This window comes from Mesorhizobium sp. RIZ17 (genome assembly GCF_051127865.1).
GTDB classification, from domain to species: domain Bacteria; phylum Pseudomonadota; class Alphaproteobacteria; order Rhizobiales; family Rhizobiaceae; genus Mesorhizobium; species Mesorhizobium humile.
Map to the genome: position 1 here is coordinate 6488667 of NZ_CP147861.1, position 20075 is coordinate 6508741.

Annotated in this window: 20 protein-coding genes and 1 riboswitch; of the genes, 11 read left to right on the forward strand and 9 right to left on the reverse strand. The window is 65.7% G+C overall.

All coding sequences use genetic code 11. The features are described from left to right. Positions 1-64: 64 nt before the first annotated feature. Genes nuoF through WDX12_RS31685 form a run of 8 tightly spaced genes read right to left on the reverse strand, consistent with a single transcriptional unit; the run spans position 65 to position 6298 of the window. Complete coding sequence (gene nuoF, locus WDX12_RS31650; protein ID WP_434723259.1) at positions 65-1369, reverse strand: NADH-quinone oxidoreductase subunit NuoF; 1305 nt, start codon at positions 1367-1369, stop codon at positions 65-67. Continuing rightward, positions 1359-1808 carry a hypothetical protein gene (locus tag WDX12_RS31655; RefSeq protein WP_434723260.1) on the reverse strand — a complete coding sequence of 150 codons (450 nt, stop codon included), beginning with the start codon at positions 1806-1808 and terminating at the stop codon, positions 1359-1361. The genes nuoF and WDX12_RS31655 overlap by 11 nt, the downstream gene beginning before the upstream one ends. Then, positions 1805-3109 carry an NADH-quinone oxidoreductase subunit E gene (locus WDX12_RS31660; RefSeq protein WP_434723261.1) on the reverse strand — a complete coding sequence of 435 codons (1305 nt, stop codon included), beginning with the start codon at positions 3107-3109 and terminating at the stop codon, positions 1805-1807. Before WDX12_RS31660 ends, WDX12_RS31655 begins: the two co-directional genes overlap by 4 nt. After that, a complete protein-coding gene (locus WDX12_RS31665) occupies positions 3110-4300 on the reverse strand; it encodes an NADH-quinone oxidoreductase subunit D (RefSeq protein WP_434723262.1) in 1191 nt (396 codons plus the stop codon). It lies immediately after the preceding gene. A 48-nt stretch (positions 4301-4348) separates the two neighbouring features. After that, entirely contained in the window at positions 4349-4732 is a 384-nt protein-coding gene (locus WDX12_RS31670; protein ID WP_434723263.1) for a four helix bundle protein, read from the reverse strand. 21 nt (positions 4733-4753) lie between these two features. Next, positions 4754-5356, reverse strand: a complete 603-nt coding sequence (locus WDX12_RS31675; protein WP_434723264.1) for an NADH-quinone oxidoreductase subunit C — start codon at positions 5354-5356, stop codon at positions 4754-4756. 4 nt (positions 5357-5360) lie between these two features. Then, a complete protein-coding gene (locus tag WDX12_RS31680; RefSeq protein ID WP_015317338.1) occupies positions 5361-5942 on the reverse strand; it encodes a NuoB/complex I 20 kDa subunit family protein in 582 nt (193 codons plus the stop codon). Next, positions 5933-6298, reverse strand: coding sequence for an NADH-quinone oxidoreductase subunit A (locus WDX12_RS31685; protein WP_140644309.1), 366 nt, complete (start codon positions 6296-6298; stop codon positions 5933-5935). The genes WDX12_RS31680 and WDX12_RS31685 overlap by 10 nt, the downstream gene beginning before the upstream one ends. A gap of 333 nt (positions 6299-6631) precedes the next feature. On the opposite strand from WDX12_RS31685, the gene WDX12_RS31690 reads away from it, so the two are divergent. From WDX12_RS31690 to WDX12_RS31725, 8 genes are all read left to right on the forward strand, one after another. Next, positions 6632-7831 (forward strand): winged helix-turn-helix domain-containing protein, encoded by a 1200-nt coding sequence (locus WDX12_RS31690; protein ID WP_434723265.1) that lies wholly within the window; start codon positions 6632-6634, stop codon positions 7829-7831. A 29-nt stretch (positions 7832-7860) separates the two neighbouring features. After that, a riboswitch (cobalamin riboswitch) is annotated at positions 7861-8063 on the forward strand. A gap of 40 nt (positions 8064-8103) precedes the next feature. Beyond that, positions 8104-8532 carry a DUF1636 family protein gene (locus WDX12_RS31695; RefSeq protein ID WP_434725738.1) on the forward strand — a complete coding sequence of 143 codons (429 nt, stop codon included), beginning with the start codon at positions 8104-8106 and terminating at the stop codon, positions 8530-8532. Between the two features lie 2 nt (positions 8533-8534). Then, positions 8535-9572, forward strand: coding sequence for a cobalamin biosynthesis protein CobW (gene cobW, locus WDX12_RS31700; RefSeq protein WP_434723266.1), 1038 nt, complete (start codon positions 8535-8537; stop codon positions 9570-9572). Positions 9573-9589: 17 nt separating this feature from the next. Continuing rightward, positions 9590-13357, forward strand: coding sequence for a cobaltochelatase subunit CobN (locus WDX12_RS31705; RefSeq protein ID WP_434723267.1), 3768 nt, complete (start codon positions 9590-9592; stop codon positions 13355-13357). Beyond that, positions 13354-14817, forward strand: a complete 1464-nt coding sequence (gene cobG, locus WDX12_RS31710; RefSeq protein WP_434723268.1) for a precorrin-3B synthase — start codon at positions 13354-13356, stop codon at positions 14815-14817. The genes WDX12_RS31705 and cobG overlap by 4 nt, the downstream gene beginning before the upstream one ends. Beyond that, on the forward strand, positions 14818-15450 hold the full coding sequence (locus WDX12_RS31715) for a precorrin-8X methylmutase (protein ID WP_434723269.1): 633 nt from the start codon (positions 14818-14820) through the stop codon (positions 15448-15450). Continuing rightward, positions 15447-16196, forward strand: a complete 750-nt coding sequence (locus tag WDX12_RS31720) for a precorrin-2 C(20)-methyltransferase (protein WP_434723270.1) — start codon at positions 15447-15449, stop codon at positions 16194-16196. Before WDX12_RS31715 ends, WDX12_RS31720 begins: the two co-directional genes overlap by 4 nt. Further along, complete coding sequence (locus tag WDX12_RS31725) at positions 16193-16957, forward strand: precorrin-3B C(17)-methyltransferase (RefSeq protein WP_434723271.1); 765 nt, start codon at positions 16193-16195, stop codon at positions 16955-16957. The genes WDX12_RS31720 and WDX12_RS31725 overlap by 4 nt, the downstream gene beginning before the upstream one ends. Here the strand turns inward: WDX12_RS31725 and WDX12_RS31730 are convergent. Beyond that, the gene (locus tag WDX12_RS31730) at positions 16921-17688 is read right to left on the reverse strand and encodes a cobalt-precorrin-6A reductase (protein ID WP_434723272.1); all 768 of its coding nucleotides are present in this window, start codon (positions 17686-17688) and stop codon (positions 16921-16923) included. The genes WDX12_RS31725 and WDX12_RS31730 overlap by 37 nt on opposite strands. A gap of 1 nt (position 17689) precedes the next feature. On the opposite strand from WDX12_RS31730, the gene cbiE reads away from it, so the two are divergent. The 3 genes from cbiE to cobM are packed head-to-tail and all read left to right on the forward strand — an operon-like array spanning position 17690 to position 20075. Beyond that, positions 17690-18931 carry a precorrin-6y C5,15-methyltransferase (decarboxylating) subunit CbiE gene (gene cbiE / locus WDX12_RS31735; protein WP_434723273.1) on the forward strand — a complete coding sequence of 414 codons (1242 nt, stop codon included), beginning with the start codon at positions 17690-17692 and terminating at the stop codon, positions 18929-18931. Beyond that, positions 18928-19314: a cobalamin biosynthesis protein gene (locus WDX12_RS31740; protein ID WP_434723274.1), complete on the forward strand. Its 387-nt coding sequence runs from the start codon at positions 18928-18930 to the stop codon at positions 19312-19314. Before cbiE ends, WDX12_RS31740 begins: the two co-directional genes overlap by 4 nt. Further along, positions 19311-20075: a precorrin-4 C(11)-methyltransferase gene (cobM, locus tag WDX12_RS31745; RefSeq protein WP_434723275.1), complete on the forward strand. Its 765-nt coding sequence runs from the start codon at positions 19311-19313 to the stop codon at positions 20073-20075. Before WDX12_RS31740 ends, cobM begins: the two co-directional genes overlap by 4 nt.

The window sequence follows — 20075 nt, forward strand, 5'->3', positions numbered from 1 at the left end:
GGTCGTTTCTTCGTATGCCCCGCCCCTGCTTTCAGTCTTCGGGCCAAGCCCGTATTTCGAAGTCTTATTCCGCCGCCACCATCACAGGCTCGACCCGGTGCGCGTTGCGCGAAAACTCGTCGATGCGGCGTTCCACGTCGCCACGGAAATGCCGCATCAGGCCCTGGATCGGCCAGGCCGCCGCGTCGCCCAGCGCGCAGATCGTGTGACCCTCGACCTGCTTGGTGACGTCGAGCAGCATGTCGATCTCACGCTTCTGCGCTTCGCCGCGCACCAGCCGCTCCATCACCCGCCACATCCAGCCGGTGCCTTCACGGCACGGCGTGCACTGGCCGCAGCTCTCGTGCTTGTAGAAGTAGGAAAGCCTGGCGATCGCCTTCACGATATCCGTCGATTTGTCCATGACGATGACGGCCGCCGTGCCAAGGCCGGATTTCAAGTCGCGCAGCGCGTCGAAATCCATCGGCGCGTCCATGATCTGCTCGGCCGGCACCAGCGGCACCGAAGCGCCGCCAGGGATGACCGCGAGCAGGTTGTCCCAGCCGCCACGGATGCCGCCACAATGCTCCTCGATCAGCTCGCGGAACGGGATCGACATCGCCTCTTCGAAGGTGCACGGATTGTTGACGTGGCCGGATACGCAGAACAGCTTGGTGCCGGCATTGTTCGGGCGGCCGAAGGACGAGAACCAGGCGGCACCGCGCCGCAGGATGGTCGGCGCCACCGCGATCGACTCGACGTTGTTGACGGTGGTCGGGCAGCCATAGAGGCCGACATTGGCCGGGAACGGCGGCTTCAGCCTGGGCTGGCCTTTCTTGCCTTCCAGGCTTTCGAGCAGCGCGGTCTCCTCGCCGCAGATATAGGCGCCGGCGCCGTGATGCATGTAGACTTCGAAGTCGTAGCCGGACGTGTTGTTCTTGCCGATGAGCTTGGCCGCGTAAGCCTCGTCGATGGCGCGCTGCAGCGCCTCGCGTTCGCGGATGAACTCGCCGCGCACATAGACGTAAGCCGCGATCGCGCCCATGGCGAAGCCGGCGACCAGCGCGCCCTCCACCAGCGTGTGCGGATCGTTGCGCAGGATGTCGCGGTCCTTGCAGGTGCCAGGCTCGGATTCGTCGGCGTTGATGACGAGATAGCTCGGCCGGCCGTCGCTCTGCTTCGGCATGAACGACCATTTCAGTCCGGTCGGGAAGCCGGCGCCGCCGCGGCCGCGCAGGCCTGACGCCTTCATCTCGTTGACGATCCAGTCGCGCCCCTTGGCGATGAGGCCCGGCGTATCGTCCCAGATGCCGCGCGACTGCGCCCCGGCCAGCGACGTGTCGAACAGGCCGTAGATGTTGGTGAAGATGCGGTCTTTGTCAGCCAGCATTTGCAGCCTCCATGGCGGCGTCGGTCACAATGACGAACGGAGCGATCAGAGCGCGACCTTTTTCCGTCAGGACAAAATTTCCGTTGAAGCCTGGGGTTATGCACCCGAATTTCAGGTGGGTTTTCATGTTTGCCAGATCGGGGTGGATGTAACCGTCTGAGAATTCCAGCCGTTCATAAGAGAAGCGAGGTCCAAAGAAATCCACGTAGGCAGCAAGATATCCAACTTTTCTCGCCCCGAACCAATCGCTGTCGACCTTACCCACGTTGTAGTCATATTCAGCGATTGCTCGTTTGCTTAGGGACGTGTGTGGCAACTTGTTGGATGAAATACCAGTTTCGCTAGCCGCACCGGTTCCCACGTGCGCGAATTGGCTAAGAAGCGCCTCAAGCCGCTTCCGAAATTCGTGATGGCTTCCCAAGACCGACATCATCTTCAAACCGGCTTCTTGCCGAAGACGCGGATGTATTCGGCGACGCCGCCCTTGGCGAGCGCCTTGGCCTGCTTCACCCAGTCGTCGCGCTCGATACGGTCGCGGAAATTGAGATAACCGTCGACCCATTCGCGCTCGGCTTTCTTCCAGGAGGCGACCTGCGCGAAAGTGTAGATGCCCAGCGAATGCAGGATGCCCTCGATCTTCGGCCCGACGCCGGAGATCAGCTTGAGATCGTCGACCGTCGCCGGGCGCTCGATGCCGGCGGGCCGGTTCCTGTCCTCGAGCGAAGGTTTTGCCGTCTTGGCGGCAGGCTGCTTGGTTTCCGGCGCCTTGAAGGCGGCAGCCGGCTCGGCTTTCGTCTTTGGCCCGCTGCGCGGCTTGGAAACCGCCTCGACTTCCGGATCGGCCTGGTTGGCGTTGGCGGCAGAATGGCGCGGCGCCCTGACGCTGGCCGCCTTCTCGGTGGCCGGCGCGACCTTGACCGGCGACGGCGTCGCCAACGCCGGGCTGGTTTCCGGCGCATCGGTCTTCGGCTTGGCGGATTTGGATGGCGCAACCGGGCCCGACGCCGGCCCGGCGGGAGCCTGCGAGACGACGGCGGCAGAAACAGCAGCGGGTGCAGCGGCGGCAGCATCCTTGGCGGCTTTCGCCGCCGCCTTGGCTTCCTTGTCGCGCGTCGACTTCAGGATCGCCTTTTCGCTGGTCAGCGTCTTCAAGCCGCCGGCCGGCTCGGAGCCATGGCGGCCGTTCTGCGGACCGGGCTTCACCTCGGCGCCCTTGCCGGCGTCGTAGAGATCGATGATCTCGGCCAACCGCTCGGGCGTCAGGTCCTCGAAAGTATCCTTGAAGATCATGACCATCGGCGCGTTGACGCAGGCGCCGAGGCATTCGACCTCCTCCCACGACAGCGTGCCCTTGTCGTTGGTGTGGAACTGGTCGTGATGGATCTTCGAGCGACACACATCCATCAGCGCTTCCGAGCCGCGCAGCATGCAGGGCGTGGTGCCGCAGACCTGGATATGCGCACGCGTGCCGACCGGATTGAGCTGGTACTGCGTATAGAAGGTCGCGACTTCGAGGCCACGGATACGCGGCATGCCGAGCATGTCGGAGATCGTCTCGATCGCCGCCTTGGTGACCCAGCCTTCCTGCTCCTGCGCGATCATCAGCAGCGGAATGATGGCCGACTGTTCGCGCCCTTTCGGGTATTTGGCGATCCACTGCTGCGCCGCCGCCGCGTTCGCCTTGTTGAAGGCGAAGGAAGCGGGCTGGACGCTGGCATCTGCGAGACGGCGGACTGACATTTAGCGATCGACCTCACCAAACACGATGTCGAGGGAGCCAAGTACGGCGGTGACGTCGGCCAGCATGTGGCCGCGGCACAGGAAATCCATGGCTTGCAGATGCGCGAAGCCGGGCGCGCGCAGCTTGCAGCGATAGGGCTTGTTGGTGCCGTCCGAGACCAGATAGACGCCGAACTCGCCTTTCGGCGCCTCGACGGCCGCATAGACCTCGCCGGCCGGCACGCGATAGCCCTCGGTGTAGAGCTTGAAGTGATGGATCAGCGCTTCCATCGAGCGCTTCATCGCCTGGCGTTTCGGCGGTACCACCTTGCCGTCGAGGTTCGACACCGGGCCGGCGCTTTCCTTGCCGAGCAGGAGATCGACGCACTGGCGCATGATCTTGGCCGACTGGCGCATCTCTTCCATGCGCACCAGGTACCGGTCGTAGCAGTCGCCGTTCTTGCCGATCGGGATGTCGAAATCCATCTCGGAATAACATTCGTAGGGCTGCGACTTGCGCAAGTCCCAGGCAGCACCCGAGCCGCGCACCATGACGCCCGAAAAGCCCCAGGCCCAGGCGTCGGCAAGCGACACCGTGCCGATATCGACATTGCGCTGCTTGAAGATGCGGTTGGGTGTGAGCAACGCGTCGAGATCGTCGATCGACTTCAGGAACGGATCGATCCACTTGCCGATGTCCTCGACCAGCTCCTGCGGCAGGTCCTGATGCACGCCGCCCGGCCGGAAATAGGCCGCATGCATGCGCGAGCCGGAGGCACGCTCGTAAAACACCATCAGCTTTTCGCGCTCGACGAAGCCCCACAGTGGCGGCGTCAGCGCGCCGACGTCCATCGCCTGCGTCGTCACATTGAGGATGTGCGACATGATGCGGCCCATCTCGGAATAGAGCACGCGGATCAGTTGGCCGCGCTTCGGCACCTCGATGCCGAGCAGGCGCTCGGCCGCAAGCGCGAAGGCATGCTCCTGGTTCATCGGCGCGCAATAGTCGAGCCGGTCGAGATAAGGCACGGCCTGAAGATAAGTCTTCGCTTCCATCAGCTTCTCGGTGCCGCGATGCAGCAGGCCGATATGCGGATCGACGCGGTCGACCACCTCGCCGTCCAGCTCCAGCACCAGGCGCAAAACGCCGTGCGCCGCAGGGTGCTGCGGACCGAAGTTGATGTTGAAGTTGCGGACGGAGGTTTCAGCCATGGGTCGCCCTTGGCGAATAGTGAATGGTCAATGGTGAATGGTGAATGGTCATTCGCGCTCCCCCTCGAGCGACCGAACGAACGAAACCAGCCTTTTGCCCAGCCGGGTGAAGCTTGGTTCCAGACTTGCGGCTTGCTCCTTGGACAAGAGTCCCACGCGCCCGCAGAGCATTGTATGCGTTTCCAGTTCCTTCAATGAGCCCTGCGCAATACGAAGGAATTGAATGAACGGTCGCCTCTGAGCGCGACCGAACCCTTCCGCAATGTTTGCCGGTATAGAAGCTGCACATCGCCGCATCTGAGCCGCCAGTCCGTACATTTCCTCGCGCGGAAACCCGCGCGTCAAAGCGTAAATGGACTCGGCGATATCCATCGCCTCCTGCCAGACGATGAGATCGCGATAGTCGCGTATCTTTCCCGGCGTCTCGTCCATTCACCATTCACTATTCACCATTCACTGCTTCGCCTTTTCATCCCCCGGCAGGACGTAATCCGTCCCTTCCCATGGGCTCAAAAAGTCGAAGTTTCTGAATTCCTGCTTCAATTCCACCGGCTCGTAGATCACGCGCTTGGCTTCGTCGTCGTAACGAACCTCGACGAAACCCGTCAGCGGAAAATCCTTGCGCAGCGGGTGCCCTTCAAAGCCGTAATCGGTCAAGATGCGGCGCAAGTCTGGGTGGCCCGAAAACAGCACGCCGTAGAGATCGTATGTCTCGCGCTCAAACCAGTCGGCGCCGGGATAGACCGCCGTCAGCGACGGCACCAGGGTTTCCTCGTCGGCCTGAACCTTGAGCCGGATGCGCACATTCTGCTTCGGCGACAAAAGGTGATAGACGACATCGAAGCGCCTGGCGCGCGACGGGTAGTCGGCTCCGCAGACGTCGATGATCGAGATGAACTGGCAGCGCGGATCGTCGCGCAGGAAAGTCGCCACCTCGATCAGATTGCCCGGTTCGACCGAAACGGTCAGCTCGCCATAGGCAAGCACGGCTTCGCCGATGCGGCCGGAGAGCTTCTCGCCCAGATAGGTGGAGAGTTCGTTCAACGCCTGGGTCATCGGCTCACCGTTCGATCGTGCCGGTGCGGCGGATCTTCTTCTGCAGAAGGAGAATGCCGTAGAGCAGCGCTTCCGCGCTCGGCGGGCAGCCGGGCACATAGATGTCGACCGGCACAACGCGGTCGCAGCCGCGCACCACCGAATAGGAATAGTGGTAGTAGCCGCCGCCATTGGCGCAGGAGCCCATCGAGATGACGTAGCGCGGCTCCGGCATCTGGTCGTAGACCTTGCGCAACGCCGGCGCCATCTTGTTGGTCAGCGTGCCGGCGACGATCATGATGTCGGACTGGCGCGGCGACGCGCGCGGCGCGACGCCGAAGCGCTCCGAGTCATAGCGCGGCATCGAGGTATGGATCATCTCGACCGCGCAGCAGGCGAGGCCGAAGGTCATGAACATCAGCGAGCCGCTGCGCGCCCAGGTGATCAGCGCTTCGGTCGACGTGACAAGGAAACCCTTGTCGGCCAGCTCATTGTTGATTTCGAGGAAGAAGGGATCGTCCTCCCCCACCGGCCTGCCGGTGTTGGGGTCGATGATGCCCTTGGGCTTCGGCGCGACGAGGGTGCCTGAACTGTCGTTCAATCCCATTCCAGCGCTCCTTTTTTCCATTCATAGGCAAAGCCGATGGTCAGCACCGCCAGAAACACCATCATCGACCAGAAGCCGAGCATGCCGACCTTGGAGAACGACACCGCCCATGGGAACAGGAAGGCGACCTCGAGATCGAAGATGATGAAGAGGATCGACACCAGGTAGAAGCGGATGTCGAATTTCATGCGGGCGTCGTCGAACGAGTTGAACCCGCATTCATACGCCGAGAGCTTTTCCGGATCTGGATTGCGGTAAGCGACCAGGAACGGCGCTATGAGCAGCGCAAGGCCGACGACCAGCGCCACGGCGATGAACAGGACGATCGGCAGATATGAACTCAGGAGTGCGCTCATGCGGCGGCTTTCCTTAGGCGGGCAGTTCACTTTGATTACAGCAACGAACTCTAATGCGGAAGCGTGACAGTTTAACCGCTGAACCGTTTTAAGAGGCCCATGCTGCATCGCGGCGATGGGTTAGCGCAGCGGTTTCGGTGACGCAAGTCAAACCTTGTTCAAATCGCGGCCCGGGACGCCTTATCGGAAGAAACTGGTCCGATCCGCTCTTGTTTGATTTCCTTCGCTTTTTACTCCACTTTTCTCTCCTGACATGTCTCCCGCCATTTGCCTGCTAGCATGGCCGGAATCACCGGCTAAGAACCAACGGACGATCTCGGCAAGGACATCTTGATGAAGGAGAAAATCTCGCTCGCCATGGCCAGGCGCATCGCGCTTGGCGCGCAAGGGTTCAACGACCCTCGCCCGGGAGGAGTACCCGACCGCCGGCACCTTGCGCGTGTGCTTTCGCGAACCGGCCTCTTGCAGATCGATTCCGTCAGCGCCGTGGTGCGCGCTCATTATATGCCGCTCTATTCTCGCCTCGGCCCCTACCCGCTTACGCTGCTCGACAACGCCGCGGTGACCCGCAAGCGCGCCGTCTTTGAATATTGGGCGCATGAGGCGTCGTTCCTCCCCGTCGAGACCTACCCGTTGATACGTTGGCGCATGCAGCGCGCCGAGCAGGGCGACGAAATGTATATCGGCCTCGCCAAATGGGGCCGCGAGCGCGGCGAACTGATCGAGGAGATCTACAAGGAGGTGGCCGAACGCGGGCCGATCGCCGCCTCCGACATCGAGGGCCACAAGGGCAATGGCGGCTGGTGGGGCTGGAGCGAGGCCAAGCACGCCTTCGAATGGCTGTTCTGGGCCGGCCGCATCACCACCGCCTACCGGCGCGGCTTCGAACGCTATTACGACCTGCCGGAGCGCGTTTTGCCGCAGGCGGTGCTTGACCTGCCCGTGCCCTCGGTCGAGGACGCGCATCGCGAATTGCTCCGCATCTCGGCTCGCGCCCACGGCATCGCCACCTATGGCGACCTGCGCGACTATTTTCGCCTTGCACCGGGCGACACGAAGGACCGCATCGAGGAACTGGTCGAAACAGGCGAATTGCTACCGGTGAAGGTCGAAGGCTGGGACAAGACAGCCTATCTCCACAAGGATGCCCGTTTCCCGCGCCGCATCGAGGCCCGCGCCCTGCTCGCCCCTTTCGATCCAGTGGTTTTCGAACGCACGCGCACAGAAAAACTGTTCGGCTTCCGCTACCGTATCGAGATCTACACCCCGGCCGAAAAGCGCCAGTACGGCTACTACGTGCTGCCCTTCCTGCTCGGCGACCGGATCGTCGCCCGCGTCGATCTGAGGGCCGACCGGCCGGCCAAAGTGCTGCGCGTTCACGCCGCCTATGCCGAAGTCGGGGCGCCGCCTGAAACCGCCGCGCAGCTCTTCGACGAGTTGAAGCAGATGCAGGCTTGGCTCGGCCTGGAGGCGATCGAAGTGACACCGGCCGGTGACCTCGGGCCGGCGCTGGCCGACATCGCGGTGTCGTAGCCGCGCGTTGACTCTGCCGCCTGCAAAAGCCTAAATCCGACCTAGACGGTCCCCTACCCGCAACGGCAGGGGCCAAGAGGGAATGCGGTGCGGGCCAAAAACCCAAATCCGCGGCTGTCCCCGCAACTGTAAGCGACGAGCCTTAGCCGAAAACCACTGGGATGTCCCGGGAAGGCGGCATTCAAGGCGACGACCCGCGAGCCAGGAGACCTGCCGTCTGAGACTTTGAGTATCCGAATGCCCGGCGGGTTTTCCGGGCAAGGAGCATGGTTTTGGATCGCAACGGCAGTTTCCCGGCTAAAGCAGCGGATTTTTCGTCCGAGCCCGACGACGCGCCGGCTGGCGTCACCGTCATCGTTTGTTCCTCCTGCCGCGACGAGACCGGCTCGGACGCGCATCCGCGCGCCGGAACCCTCCTTGCCGAGGACGCGCGCCGCGCCGCATCGGGCGAAAACATCCGCATCCGCACCGTAGAATGCCTCGGCAATTGCAAGCGCCGGCTGAGCGCCGCGCTGCTGCGCGACGGCTGCTGGAGCTACGTCTTCGGCGATCTGAACACTGCCAGCGGCGCCGACCTCGTCGCCAGCGCAAAGCTCTTCGCCACCTCGACCGACGGCCTGATCCCCTGGCGCGGCCGGCCCGATTCCCTCAAGCGCGGCCTGGTTGCCCGCATCCCTCCCCTCGACATGCTGAAGGACTGACCATGAACGCTTCCGTTTCCCGTGTTCCCTGCACCGTCGTCACCGGCTTCCTCGGCGCCGGCAAGACGACGCTGATCCGAAACCTCATCGAAAACGCCAAGGGCAAGCGGCTGGCGATCATCGTCAACGAGTTCGGCGATGTCGGCATCGACGGCGAGATCCTGAAAGGCTGCGGCGTCGACGCCTGTCCGGAGGAAAACATCGTCGAGCTCGCCAATGGCTGCATCTGCTGCACCGTGGCCGACGACTTCGTGCCGGCGCTCGACCAGATCCTGTCGCGCACACCGAAGGTCGAGCACATCCTGATCGAAACCTCCGGCCTCGCTCTGCCGAAGCCCCTTGTCCAGGCCTTCCAGTGGCCGACCGTGAAGAGCCGCGTCACCGTCGACGGCGTCATTGCCGTGGTCGACGGCCCGGCGCTGGCCGACGGCCGGGTCGCCTCCGATATGGACGCCTTGCAGGCGCAGCGCGCGGCGGACGATTCCCTCGACCATGACGATCCGGTCGAGGAGGTGTTCGAGGACCAGATCGCCTGCGCCGACCTGATCATCCTGTCGAAGAGCGATTTGATGGATGCGGCCGGCTCGGCACGCGCCAATGCCGTCATCGGCGAGCACGTAGCGCGCGCCGTCAAAATCGTGCCGACCGCGCAAGGCAAGGTCGACCCGTCCGTGCTGCTTGGCCTCGGCCTCGCCGTCGAGGACGACATCGAGAACCGCAAGACCCATCATGACGACGAGCTCGACCACGAGCACGACGATTTCGATTCCTTCGTCCTCGACATCCCCGCGATTTCCAACCCGGATGAGCTAGCCAAGCGCGTCGCCCTTGCCGCCGAGCAGGAAAACGTGTTGCGCGTCAAAGGTTTCGTCGAGGTCGGCGGCAAGCCGATGCGGCTTCTGCTCCAGGCCGTCGGCCCACGCGTCAACCATTACTACGACCGCGCCTGGACGGCCGAGGACGACCGCCGCTCGCGGCTCGTCGTCATCGGCCTCAAGGGGCTGAACCGCCCGGCGATCGAGCGTATCCTCGCCGGCTGAGGCAAATTCGGACCGCGATGCATATCCTCGCCACCACATCCGCTTCGCTCGACGATCTCGCCGAGCCGATCGACCTCAGGCAAACGCCTGCGGATGTCGTGGCCCTGTCCTTCACCGACAGCGACCTGGCCGGCCTGGCAGCCGCCTGGAAGGCGGATGCGGTGCGGCTGCCCTCGATGCGGCTGGCGGCATTGCGCGACCTTCGCCACCCGATGTCGGTCGACCTGTGGATCGACAGCGTTGCCCGCCATGCCAAGGTCATCCTTGTCCGCATCCTCGGCGGCTATGATTGGTGGCGCTATGGCTGCGACCAGCTCGCGGCGCTGGCGCGCGAGCGCGGCATCAAGCTCGCGCTGTTGCCCGGCGAGAGCCACGACGAGGATCAGCGGCTGATCGAGGCCTCGACCCTGCCGCGCCCCGAGCTCGACGCCCTGCTCGGCTATTTCCGCGAAGGCGGTCCGGCGAACATGGCGGCGCTGGTGGAAAGGCTGGCACGGCTTGCGGGAGCGGAGGCGGTAGTCGCCGAAGCGGTGAGCGTGCCGAAGGCGGGGTTTTACCAGCCGGGAGTTGGTGTTGTTGACAAGCCGAACCTTTCAAAGGTCGGCGATCCTTCGCCCCCCTCTCTGTCCTGCCGGACATCTCCCCCTCAAGGGGGGAGATCAGCCGTCACCGAGCCTGTTGCCCCTTCTGCCAACTCAACGATAGAACCTTCTGCGGTATCCGCGATTGGCGAAACCGTCGACGACGGAGCAATCTCCCCCCTTGAGGGGGAGATGTCCGGCAGGACAGAGAGGGGGGCGGCGGAACTCAACGCCGACAATCTCGGTTCCCCCGTCGTCCCCATCCTCTTCTACCGTTCGATGCTTCTCGCCGCGGACGTCGCGCCGATCGACGCACTGGTTGACGCGCTGCGCTCGCAGAGCCTGGCGCCGGTGCCGATCTTTGTGTCCAGTCTCAAGGATCCGGCGTCCCTGGCCTTCGTCGAAAACGCCATCACCTCGCTAAGCCCCGCTGCCATCATCACCGCAACCGCCTTCGCCTCCGGTGCCGAACCTGGCGCCGAAACCCTGTTCGACCGGGCCGGCGTGCCGGTCTTCCAGGTCATCGTCGCCACCACCCGGCGCGAGGTCTGGGAAAAGAACCAGCGTGGCCTGGCGCCCGCCGATCTCGCCATGCATGTCGTGCTGCCCGAACTCGACGGCCGCATCCTCGCCGGCACGATCTCGTTCAAGGGCGAGGTCGAGACCGATCCGGCCCTGGCTTTTCGCGCGTTTGCCAACCGGCCTGAAGCGGATCGCGTCACGCAGGTCGCCAAGCGCATCGCTGCCTTCATCCGCCTGCAACGGACGGAGCGAGCCAAGCGCAAGCTCGCGATCCTGCTCCCGGATTACCCGAGCGCGCCGGGACGGACCGGCTACGCCGTGGGGCTTGATGTGCCGTCCAGCGTGCTTGCGATGCTGCATGACCTGAAGGAACAGGGCTATGCGGTTGACGGGATTCCGCAATCGCCAAGAGAGTTGCTGGATGCGCTGGAGGTGGGTGGACAAGGATTGAGTTTCGATGACTACCTGGCCCTTTCCGCCGAGCTGCCGGAAGCTGCGCGTAGTGCGGCGGAAGCGGCGTGGGGCAAAGCGCAGGACCAGATAAGTTTGCGCGAGGCGCCCCTCTCTGTCCTGCCGGACATCTCCCCCTCAAGGGGGGAGATTATTCCTTCGCCACGGCTTTCGCCAATTTCCGGCCTGGCAAGAGGAGAGCCAGCGGCGGAACTGCCAATCTCCCCCCTTGAGGGGGAGATGTCCGGCAGGACAGAGGGGGGGGCGACAGAACGCCAGCCTTCACGACCAGCAGTCGAACCCCACTTCCGCTTCCGCGCCGCGACCTTCGGCAACGTCACCGTGGCGCTCGCCCCCGACCGCGGCCGCTCGGCCGACCGCCGCGCCGACTACCACGACCCGACGCTGCCTCCCCGCCACGAGCTGATCGCGTTCGGGCTCTGGCTGCAGAAATCGCTCGGCGTCCATGCCATCGTCCATGTCGGCGCGCATGGCACGCTGGAATGGCTGCCGGGCAAGACCGTCGCGCTCTCCGACACTTGTTTCCCCGAGATCGTCACCGGCTCGCTGCCAGTCATCTATCCCTTCATCGTCTCCAATCCCGGCGAGGCCGCGCAGGCCAAGCGCCGCATTGCGGCCGTCACGCTCGGCCACCTGCCGCCGCCGCTCACCGGGGCCGGCCTCGACGAGGCGCAACAGAAGCTCGAACGCCTGGTGGATGAATATGCCCAGGCCGACGGCCTCGACCGCCGTCGCCGTGACCGTCTGGCGAAGCTGATCGTCGAGACGGCGCGCAAGACCGGGCTTGCCTCGGAAGCCGGCGTCGCCAAGACCGATCAACCCGACGAAGCGCTGCGGCGCATCGACGCCTGGCTTTGCGACCTCAAGGATTTCGCCGTCAAGGACGGGCTGCATGTCTACGGCCGCGCGCCGGAGGGCGAGACCGATCCGCTGCGCCGGCAAAGCGCCGTGGCAGAGAAGGCAGCACTGCTCGCCGCTCTCGACGGTCGCCACATCAAGGCAGGACCGGCCGGTGCGCCGGCGCGCGGCCGCTCCGACGTGCTGCCCACCGGCCGCAATCTCTTCACCTCCGATCCGCGCACGATGCCGACGCCGACAGCTTACGATCTGGGCCAGGCGGCGGCGGAAGAAGTCGTGCGCAGCTATATGCAGAGCCATGGCGATTGGCCGCGTTCGCTGGTCATCGATCTCTGGGGATCGGCTTCGCTACGCACCGGCGGCGAGGAGATCGCGCAAGGCCTGGCGCTGATGGGCTGCCGGCCGCAATGGGACGCCGCCACCGGCCGCGTCACCGGCATCGAGGTGCTGCCGCCGGCAACGCTCGCCCGCCCGCGCGTCGACGTCACCTGGCGCATTTCCGGCCTGTTCCGAGACATGTTCCCGACCCAGATCGCGCTGATCGACGCCGCTGCCAACGCCGTCGCCGGCCGTGACGAGGACGATACGGAAAACCCGCTCGCCGCCTCGACGCGTGCTCAGGGCAAGATCAGCCCGCGCATTTTCGGCACCTCGCCCGGCACCTATGGCGCCGGCGTCGAGGATCTGCTGTCGCGCGGCGAATGGGGCGCGCGCGAAGAGATCGGCCGCGCCTATCTCGATGCGACATCGCACGCCTATGGCGGCGCCGACGGCGAAGCGATTGCCGCGCCCGGCGCTTTCGAAGGCCGCATCGCCGAAGCTGATCTCCTCGTCCACACCGGCGACGACCCGGGCCGCGACATCCTCGAAGGTTCGGCCGATGTCGCCTTCATCGGCGGCTTTTCGGCAGCCCTTGCCGCACTTGGCCGGAATGCCGACGTCATCGTGCTCGACACGACCGACCCGAAAAAGCCGAAGCCGCGTTCGGTCGGCGAAGCGGTGTCGCGCGTGGTCCGCGCCCGCGCGGTCAATCCGCGCTTCATCGCCGGCCAGATGCGCCACGGGCCGCGCGGCGCCTCGGAATTCGCCGAAACGGTCGACCGCCTCGTCGGCTTCGCCGAGACCACGCATGCCATTTCCGGCGCGTTGATCGAGGCCGTGCACGACGCCTATGTCGGCGACCCGGACGTCCGCGCCTTCCTGCTGCGCGAGAATCCGGCTGCCGCCAAGGTCATCGCCGAGCGGTTCCTCGCTGCGCGGCGGCGCGGCCTCTGGCATCCGCTCAGGAATTCCATCGACGACGACCTCGCGGCCCTGATCGCCGAGGCCCAGGCAGGTGGGGTGGCAGCATGAACGCGTTTTCGCGCCGTGGCGCCTGCCCCGCACTCAGCGCTCCCATGCAGACCGGCGACGGGCTGCTGGTACGGCTCAACCCGGTTGCTGGAGGATTGGCGCCGAAGTCCCTGATCGGACTCGGGGAATCCGCTCTGCGCCACGGCAACGGCATTATGGAAGTGACCGCGCGCGGCAGCCTGCAGATCCGTGGTTTGACGGCAGAAAGCGCGCGGCTGCTGGCGGCGGAGGTCGATGCGCTTGGCATTGCGGTGCGCAGTGGCGTTCCGGTGGAGATTGGGCCGCTGGCGGGGATCGATCCGCACGAGGTTGTCGACCCGCGTCCGCTGGCCCAGCGGATCAGGGCCGCGATCGAGGAGGCCGGGCTGACGGTGCGGCTGGGGCCGAAGGTGTCGGTGATCGTCGACGGCGGCGGGCAGTTGGGCATGGATGCGTTGACAGCCGATGTGCGGCTGAGGGCGGTACGGACCGGGGATGGTGTTCTCTGGCGCGTATCGGTTGCCGGCGACCCACCCGGCGCAAGGCCACTCGCGACGGTCGATGCCGATGCAGCACGCGATATTGCTGTCGCGGCACTGCGGATGGTCGCTGAACGAGGTCGTGAGGCCCATACAAGAGATTTGTCGGAGAGACAGCTCAATTCACTCGCAGGTTGGCACTCTGTCGCCCCCCTCTCTGTCCTGCCGGACATCTCCCCCTCAAGGGGGGAGATTGGCAGCGTCGACGCCGGCTCTCCATTTTCAACGTTGCAGATTGGCGAAACCATTGGCGAGAGCGTAATCTCCCCCCTAGAGGGGGAGATGTCCGGCAGGACAGAGGGGGGGGCCTCACGCAAACCTATCGGCCTTTTCCCGTTAGCCGGCGACACTTTCACCCTCGGCATCGGCCTCCCTTACGGCAGCATGCCGGCCGAAAAGCTCATCGCCCTCACCCAAAGCGCCCTGTCCCTCGGCGCCCCCGAAATCCGCCTCGCTCCGGGCCGCGCCCTGCTCTTCCTCGGCCTCTCCACCCCCTCCTCGCTCCAGACCTCCGCCGCGACGCTCGGCTTCGTCACCAACCCCGCCGACCCGCGCACCCGCATCGCCGCCTGCCCTGGAACGCCGGCCTGCGCCTCCGGCCGCATCGCTACGCGCGCCATCGCCGAAGCCATCGCAAAACAAAGCGCCGACCTCCTCGACGCCTCGCTGATCCTGCATGTTTCCGGCTGCGCCAAGGGCTGCGCCCATCCCGGAGCGGCGATGCTCACTTTGGTCGGCGACGAAAACGGAGCCGGACTTGTCGTGGACGGGACGGCAAAGGCCCTTCCTGCCGGATACAGGCCGGGCTATGACGCCGCGCGCGGCATCGCCGGCATCCTTGCCGCGCTGCGCGCGCAAAGACATCAGGGCGAAACCGCCGCCGCTTGCCTCACAAGGCTCGGCGCGGCCGGTATCGCGGAACTCTATCGACGGAACCAGTGAATGGCCGCCTACGACTATATCCGTGACGGGATGGCGATCTACGAGCGCTCTTTCGCCATCATCCGCGCCGAGGCGGACCTCACGCGATTCTCCGAGACGGAGGCAGATGTCGCGATCCGCATGATCCATGCCTGCGGCCAAGTCGAAGCCGCCAGGAATTTCGTCTTCTCCAGCGATTTCGTCGCCGCGGCGCGCACCGCGCTGGCTGCCGGCGCGCCGATCTTCTGCGATGCCGAGATGGTGGCGCATGGCGTCACCCGCGCGCGGCTGCCGGCCGGCAACGAGGTGATCTGCACGCTGCGCGACCCGCGCACGCATGACATCGCCAAGCAAATCGGCAACACCCGTTCGGCCGCGGCGATCGACCTCTGGGGCGAGCGCATGGCAGGCTCCGTCGTCGCCATCGGCAATGCGCCGACCGCGCTGTTCTATCTGCTCGAAAAACTGCGCGACGGCGCGCCGAAGCCGGCCGCGATCATCGGCATGCCGGTCGGCTTCGTTGGCGCCGCCGAATCCAAGGATGCGCTGGCCGAGAATTCCTACGGCGTGCCCTATGCCATCGTTCGCGGCAGGCTGGGCGGCAGCGCCATGACCGCCGCGGCGCTCAATTCGTTGGCGAGGCCGGGCCTATGAACGCTATCCTGAAAGGGCGTCTTGTCGGCGTCGGCACCGGTCCGGGCGATCCGGAGCTGCTGACGCTGAAAGCGGCGCGCGCGCTGGCCGAAGCCGACGTCGTCGCCTATTTCGCCAAGCGCGGCAACAACAGCAATGCCCGTGCCATTGTCGAGGCGCGTTTCCGACCCGACATGGTCGAACTGCCGCTGCTCTATCCGGTGACGACCGAGATCGACAAAGACCACGACGACTACCGGGCACAGATCACCGATTTCTACGAGCAGTCGGCCGAACAGGTCGCCGAACATCTTAGCGCCGGCAGGATGGTGGCGGTGCTGTCGGAGGGCGATCCGCTCTTCTACGGCTCCTACATGCATCTGCATGTGCGCCTCGCGCATCGCTTCCCGACCGAAGTCATTCCCGGCATCACCGCGATGTCTGGCTGCTGGTCGCAGACCGGCGTGCCGATCGTCCAGGGCGACGACGTGCTGACCGTGCTGCCGGGCACGATGAGCGAGTTCGAGCTGACCCGTCGGCTGGCCGACACCGACGCCGCCGTGATCATGAAGGTCGGCCGCAACCTGCCGAAGATCAGGCGCGCGCTGGAAGCGACCGGCAGGCTGGCCAAGGCCGTCTATGTCGAGCGCGGCACCATGCCGGGCAGCGTCTCGATGCGGCTTGCCGAAAAGCCGGACGACAAGGCGCCCTATTTCGCCATCGTGCTGGTCGCCGGCTGGTCGGCGCGTCCCGGGGCAAAGCCATGAGCGGTCGTCTCACCGTCATCGGCCTCGGACCCGGAAATGCCGACCAGGTCACGCCGCAGGCTGCCAATGCCGTCGCAGAGGCTTCCTTCTTCTATGGCTACAAGCCTTATCTCGACCGGCTTGAGCTACGGCCGGACCAGACCCGCATCGCTTCCGACAATCGCGAAGAGCTCGCCCGTTCCAACGAAGCACTGGCCAAGGCGGCCGAAGGCCACAGCGTGGCAGTCGTTTCCGGCGGCGATCCCGGCGTCTTCGCCATGGCCGCGGCCGTCTGCGAGGCAATCGAAGCCGGCCCGGCCGAATGGCGCGCCATTGACCTGTCGGTCGTCCCCGGCGTCACCGCCATGCTTGCGGTTGCCGCCCGCATCGGCGCACCGCTCGGCCATGATTTCTGCGCCATCTCGCTCTCCGACAATCTGAAGCCGTGGGAGCTGATCGAGCTGCGCCTGCTGGCGGCGGCCGGCGCCGGCTTCGTCATCGCGCTCTACAATCCGATCAGCAAGGCCCGCCCCTGGCAGCTCGGCCGCGCCTTCGAATGCCTGAAGGCGATCCTGCCGGGCACCACGCCGGTGATCTTCGGCCGCGCCGCCGGCCGGCCCGATGAGCGCATCGAGGTTTTCCTGCTCGCGGACGCCGACGCGGAAAAGGCCGACATGGCGACCTGCATCATCATCGGTTCGCCCGAGACGCGCATCATCAAGCGCGGCGAAAAACCCGCGCTGGTCTATACGCCGCGTTCGGCAACGGGGCCGAAAAGATGATCGACTTTTGCCGCCAGCGCATCGACGGTTTCGGCCGAGGGCATGTCGGGCAGCGCCGGCCGGCGGACCATGACCACCTCGATGCCGAGCGCTCGCGCGGCAGCGATCTTGCCATAGGTCGCCTCGCCGCCGCTGTTCTTGGCAACGACGGCGTCGATCCCGTATTTTTCGAGCAGCGCCCTTTCGTCCGCTTCCGGGAACGGTCCGCGCGCCAACAGGTAGAGCGCATCCGGCACGGCAAGCTTCGGCTCGACCGGATCGACGCTGCGGATCAGGTAGCGGTGTTGCGGCGCGGCCTCGAAGGCGCAGGCCTCCTGCCGGCCGATCGCCAGGAAGACACGACGCGGCGCCGTACCGAGGGCGCTTGCCGCCTCGGTGACATTGTCGACCAGCGTCCAGCGATCGCCCGCGACGGGCTCCCAGCCGGGACGCCGCAGCGCAAGGATCGGCACGCCGGCCTCCCTGGCCGCTTCGGCGGCATTGGCGGAGATACGGGCAGCGTAAGGATGCGTGGCGTCGATCAGCAGATCGATGTGTTCCTGGCGAAGATGGGCGGCGAGCCCCTCCACGCCGCCAAAGCCGCCGACCCGCACCGGCACGCCTTGCGCGACCGGGCTTTCGGTGCGGCCGGCAAGCGACAGCGTGACCGAAAGATCCTCGCGACGCGCGAGCTTTCCCGCCAGTTGCCGGGCTTCCGTCGTGCCGCCGAGGATCAGGATACGGTGGGTCATCATGCCTGCTAAGGGTCCGCGCGCCGCCAAGCCCGCCTCGAAATGGCTGACCATCGTCGGCATCGGCGAGGACGGTGTAGCGGGTCTCGGCGACGAGGCCAAGCAGCGGATCGCGCAGGCGGAGACCGTGTTCGGCGGCAAGCGGCACCTTGCTCTCGTCTCGAACGTGGCCAAGGGCGAGACGCGCCCATGGCCAACGCCCTTCGATGCCGAGATGCGCGACGTGCTGGCGCTCAAAGGCAAGAAAATCTGCGTGCTTGCATCCGGCGACCCGTTCTTCCACGGCGTCGGCGTCACACTGGCACGCAAGGTCAAGCCGGATGAGATGCTTGTCCTGCCGGCACCCTCCTCGCTGTCGCTCGCGGCATCGCGTCTTGGCTGGGCGTTGCAAGACGTCGAGACCATCTCGCTGCACGGCCACCCGATCGATCTGATCCGCCCCCTGCTCCAACCCAGCGCGCGCATCCTGGCGCTCACCTCCGACGCCGACGCGCCGGCGGCTATCGCCTCACTGCTCGACGAACTCGGCTTCGGCCCGTCGCGGCTGACCGTCCTGGAGGCGCTCGGCGGCGCCGATGAAGCGCGTCGAACCTCCCGCGCGGACGCTTTCGATCTCAAGAACATCAACCCGCTCAACGTGCTGGCGCTCGAGATTGTATCGACGCCGGATGCGCGCGTCCTGCCCTTGACCGTCGGCCTCGCCGATCACCTTTTCGAGCATGACGGCCAGATCACCAAGCGCGAGATCCGCGCCATCACGCTGTCGGCGCTGGCGCCACGGCGCGGTGAGTTGCTGTGGGATATCGGTGCCGGTTCGGGCTCGATCGGCATCGAATGGATGCTGGCGCATCCTTCGCTGCGCGCCATCGCCATCGAGGCCAACGGCGAACGCGCCGTCCGCGTCCGCCGCAACGCCGCGCATTGCGGTGTGCCGGGCCTTGTCGTGGTCGAAGGCGCGGCGCCCAAGGCGTTCGCCAAACTGGAGACGCCGGATGCGATCTTCATCGGCGGCGGCGGCAGCGATACCGGCGTGCTGGAGAAAGCGATCAAGGCGCTGCGCGCCGGCGGCCGACTGGTCGCCAACGCGGTGACGCTGGAGATGGAGGCACTGCTGCTCGACCAGCACAACAGGCGCGGCGGCGATCTCACCCGCGTCGCGCTTTCCCGCGCGGCACCTGTCGGGTCCATGCAGGCCTGGCGTCCAGCCATGCCGGTTACGCAGTGGAGCTGGGTCAAGTCATGATGGTCGCGGGCATCGGTAGCCGCAAAGGCGTGAGCGTCGAGGAAGTGCTGGCGGCGATCGAGACCGCGCTTGAAACGCATGGCCTCGCGATGACAGCGCTTTCGGCACTGGCGACCGCCCCGCTCAAGAAGGATGAGGCGGCGATTTCCGCCGCCGGCCGCGCGCTTAACCTGCCTGTCGTCATTGCCGATGACCGGGTCCTGCAGCTGGCCTCGCCGGGCGCCCGCAGCCGCTGCGATCTCTCGCAAAGCCGCGCCGGCACGCCGTCGGTTTCGGAAGCTTCCGCCCTCGCGGTCGCCGGGGCCGGTGCAAGGCTGCTCGGGCCCCACACAGTGCTCGGTCCGGTCACCTGCGCCATCGCCATCAGCGGAGATGCGCCATGACGGTCCATTTCATCGGCGCCGGTCCAGGTGCGGCCGATCTCATCACGCTGCGCGGCGCGCGGCTCCTGGCCAGTTGCCCGGTCTGCCTCTATGCCGGCTCGATCGTCGCGCCGGAGCTGCTGGAACATTGCGCGCCAGGCACCAGGCTGATCGACACCGCGCCGATGTCGCTCGACGAGATCGAGGCCGAATATGTCGCCGCCCACAAGGCCGGCCACGACGTCGCGCGCCTCCATTCCGGCGATCTTTCGGTGTGGAGCGCCGTCGCCGAACAGATCAGGCGCCTGGAAAAGCACAACATCGCTTACACGCTGACCCCCGGCGTCCCCTCCTTCGCGGCGGCGGCGGCGGCGCTGCGCCGCGAGCTCACCATCCCCGAGCTCGCGCAAAGCCTGGTGCTGACGCGCGTTTCCGGTCGCGCCTCGAAAATGCCGCCGGGCGAGACGCTGGCCGGCTTCGGCCGCACCGGCGCCACGCTTGCCATCCATCTTGCCATCCATGCCATCGACCGCGTCGTTGCCGATTTGACGCCTCTCTACGGCGCCGAATGTCCGGTCGCGGTCGTCTTCCGCGCCTCCTGGCCGGACGAGCGCATCCTGACCGGCACGCTCGGCACCATCGAAGCGCAGCTGGCGGAAAATCCGGTGGAGCGCACGGCGATCATCTTCGTCGGCAGCGCTCTCGCAGCTCAGGATTTCGGCGAAAGCTCATTGTACGACGCCCAGTACCAGCGGCGTTTTCGCGGACGGGACGGATTGTGA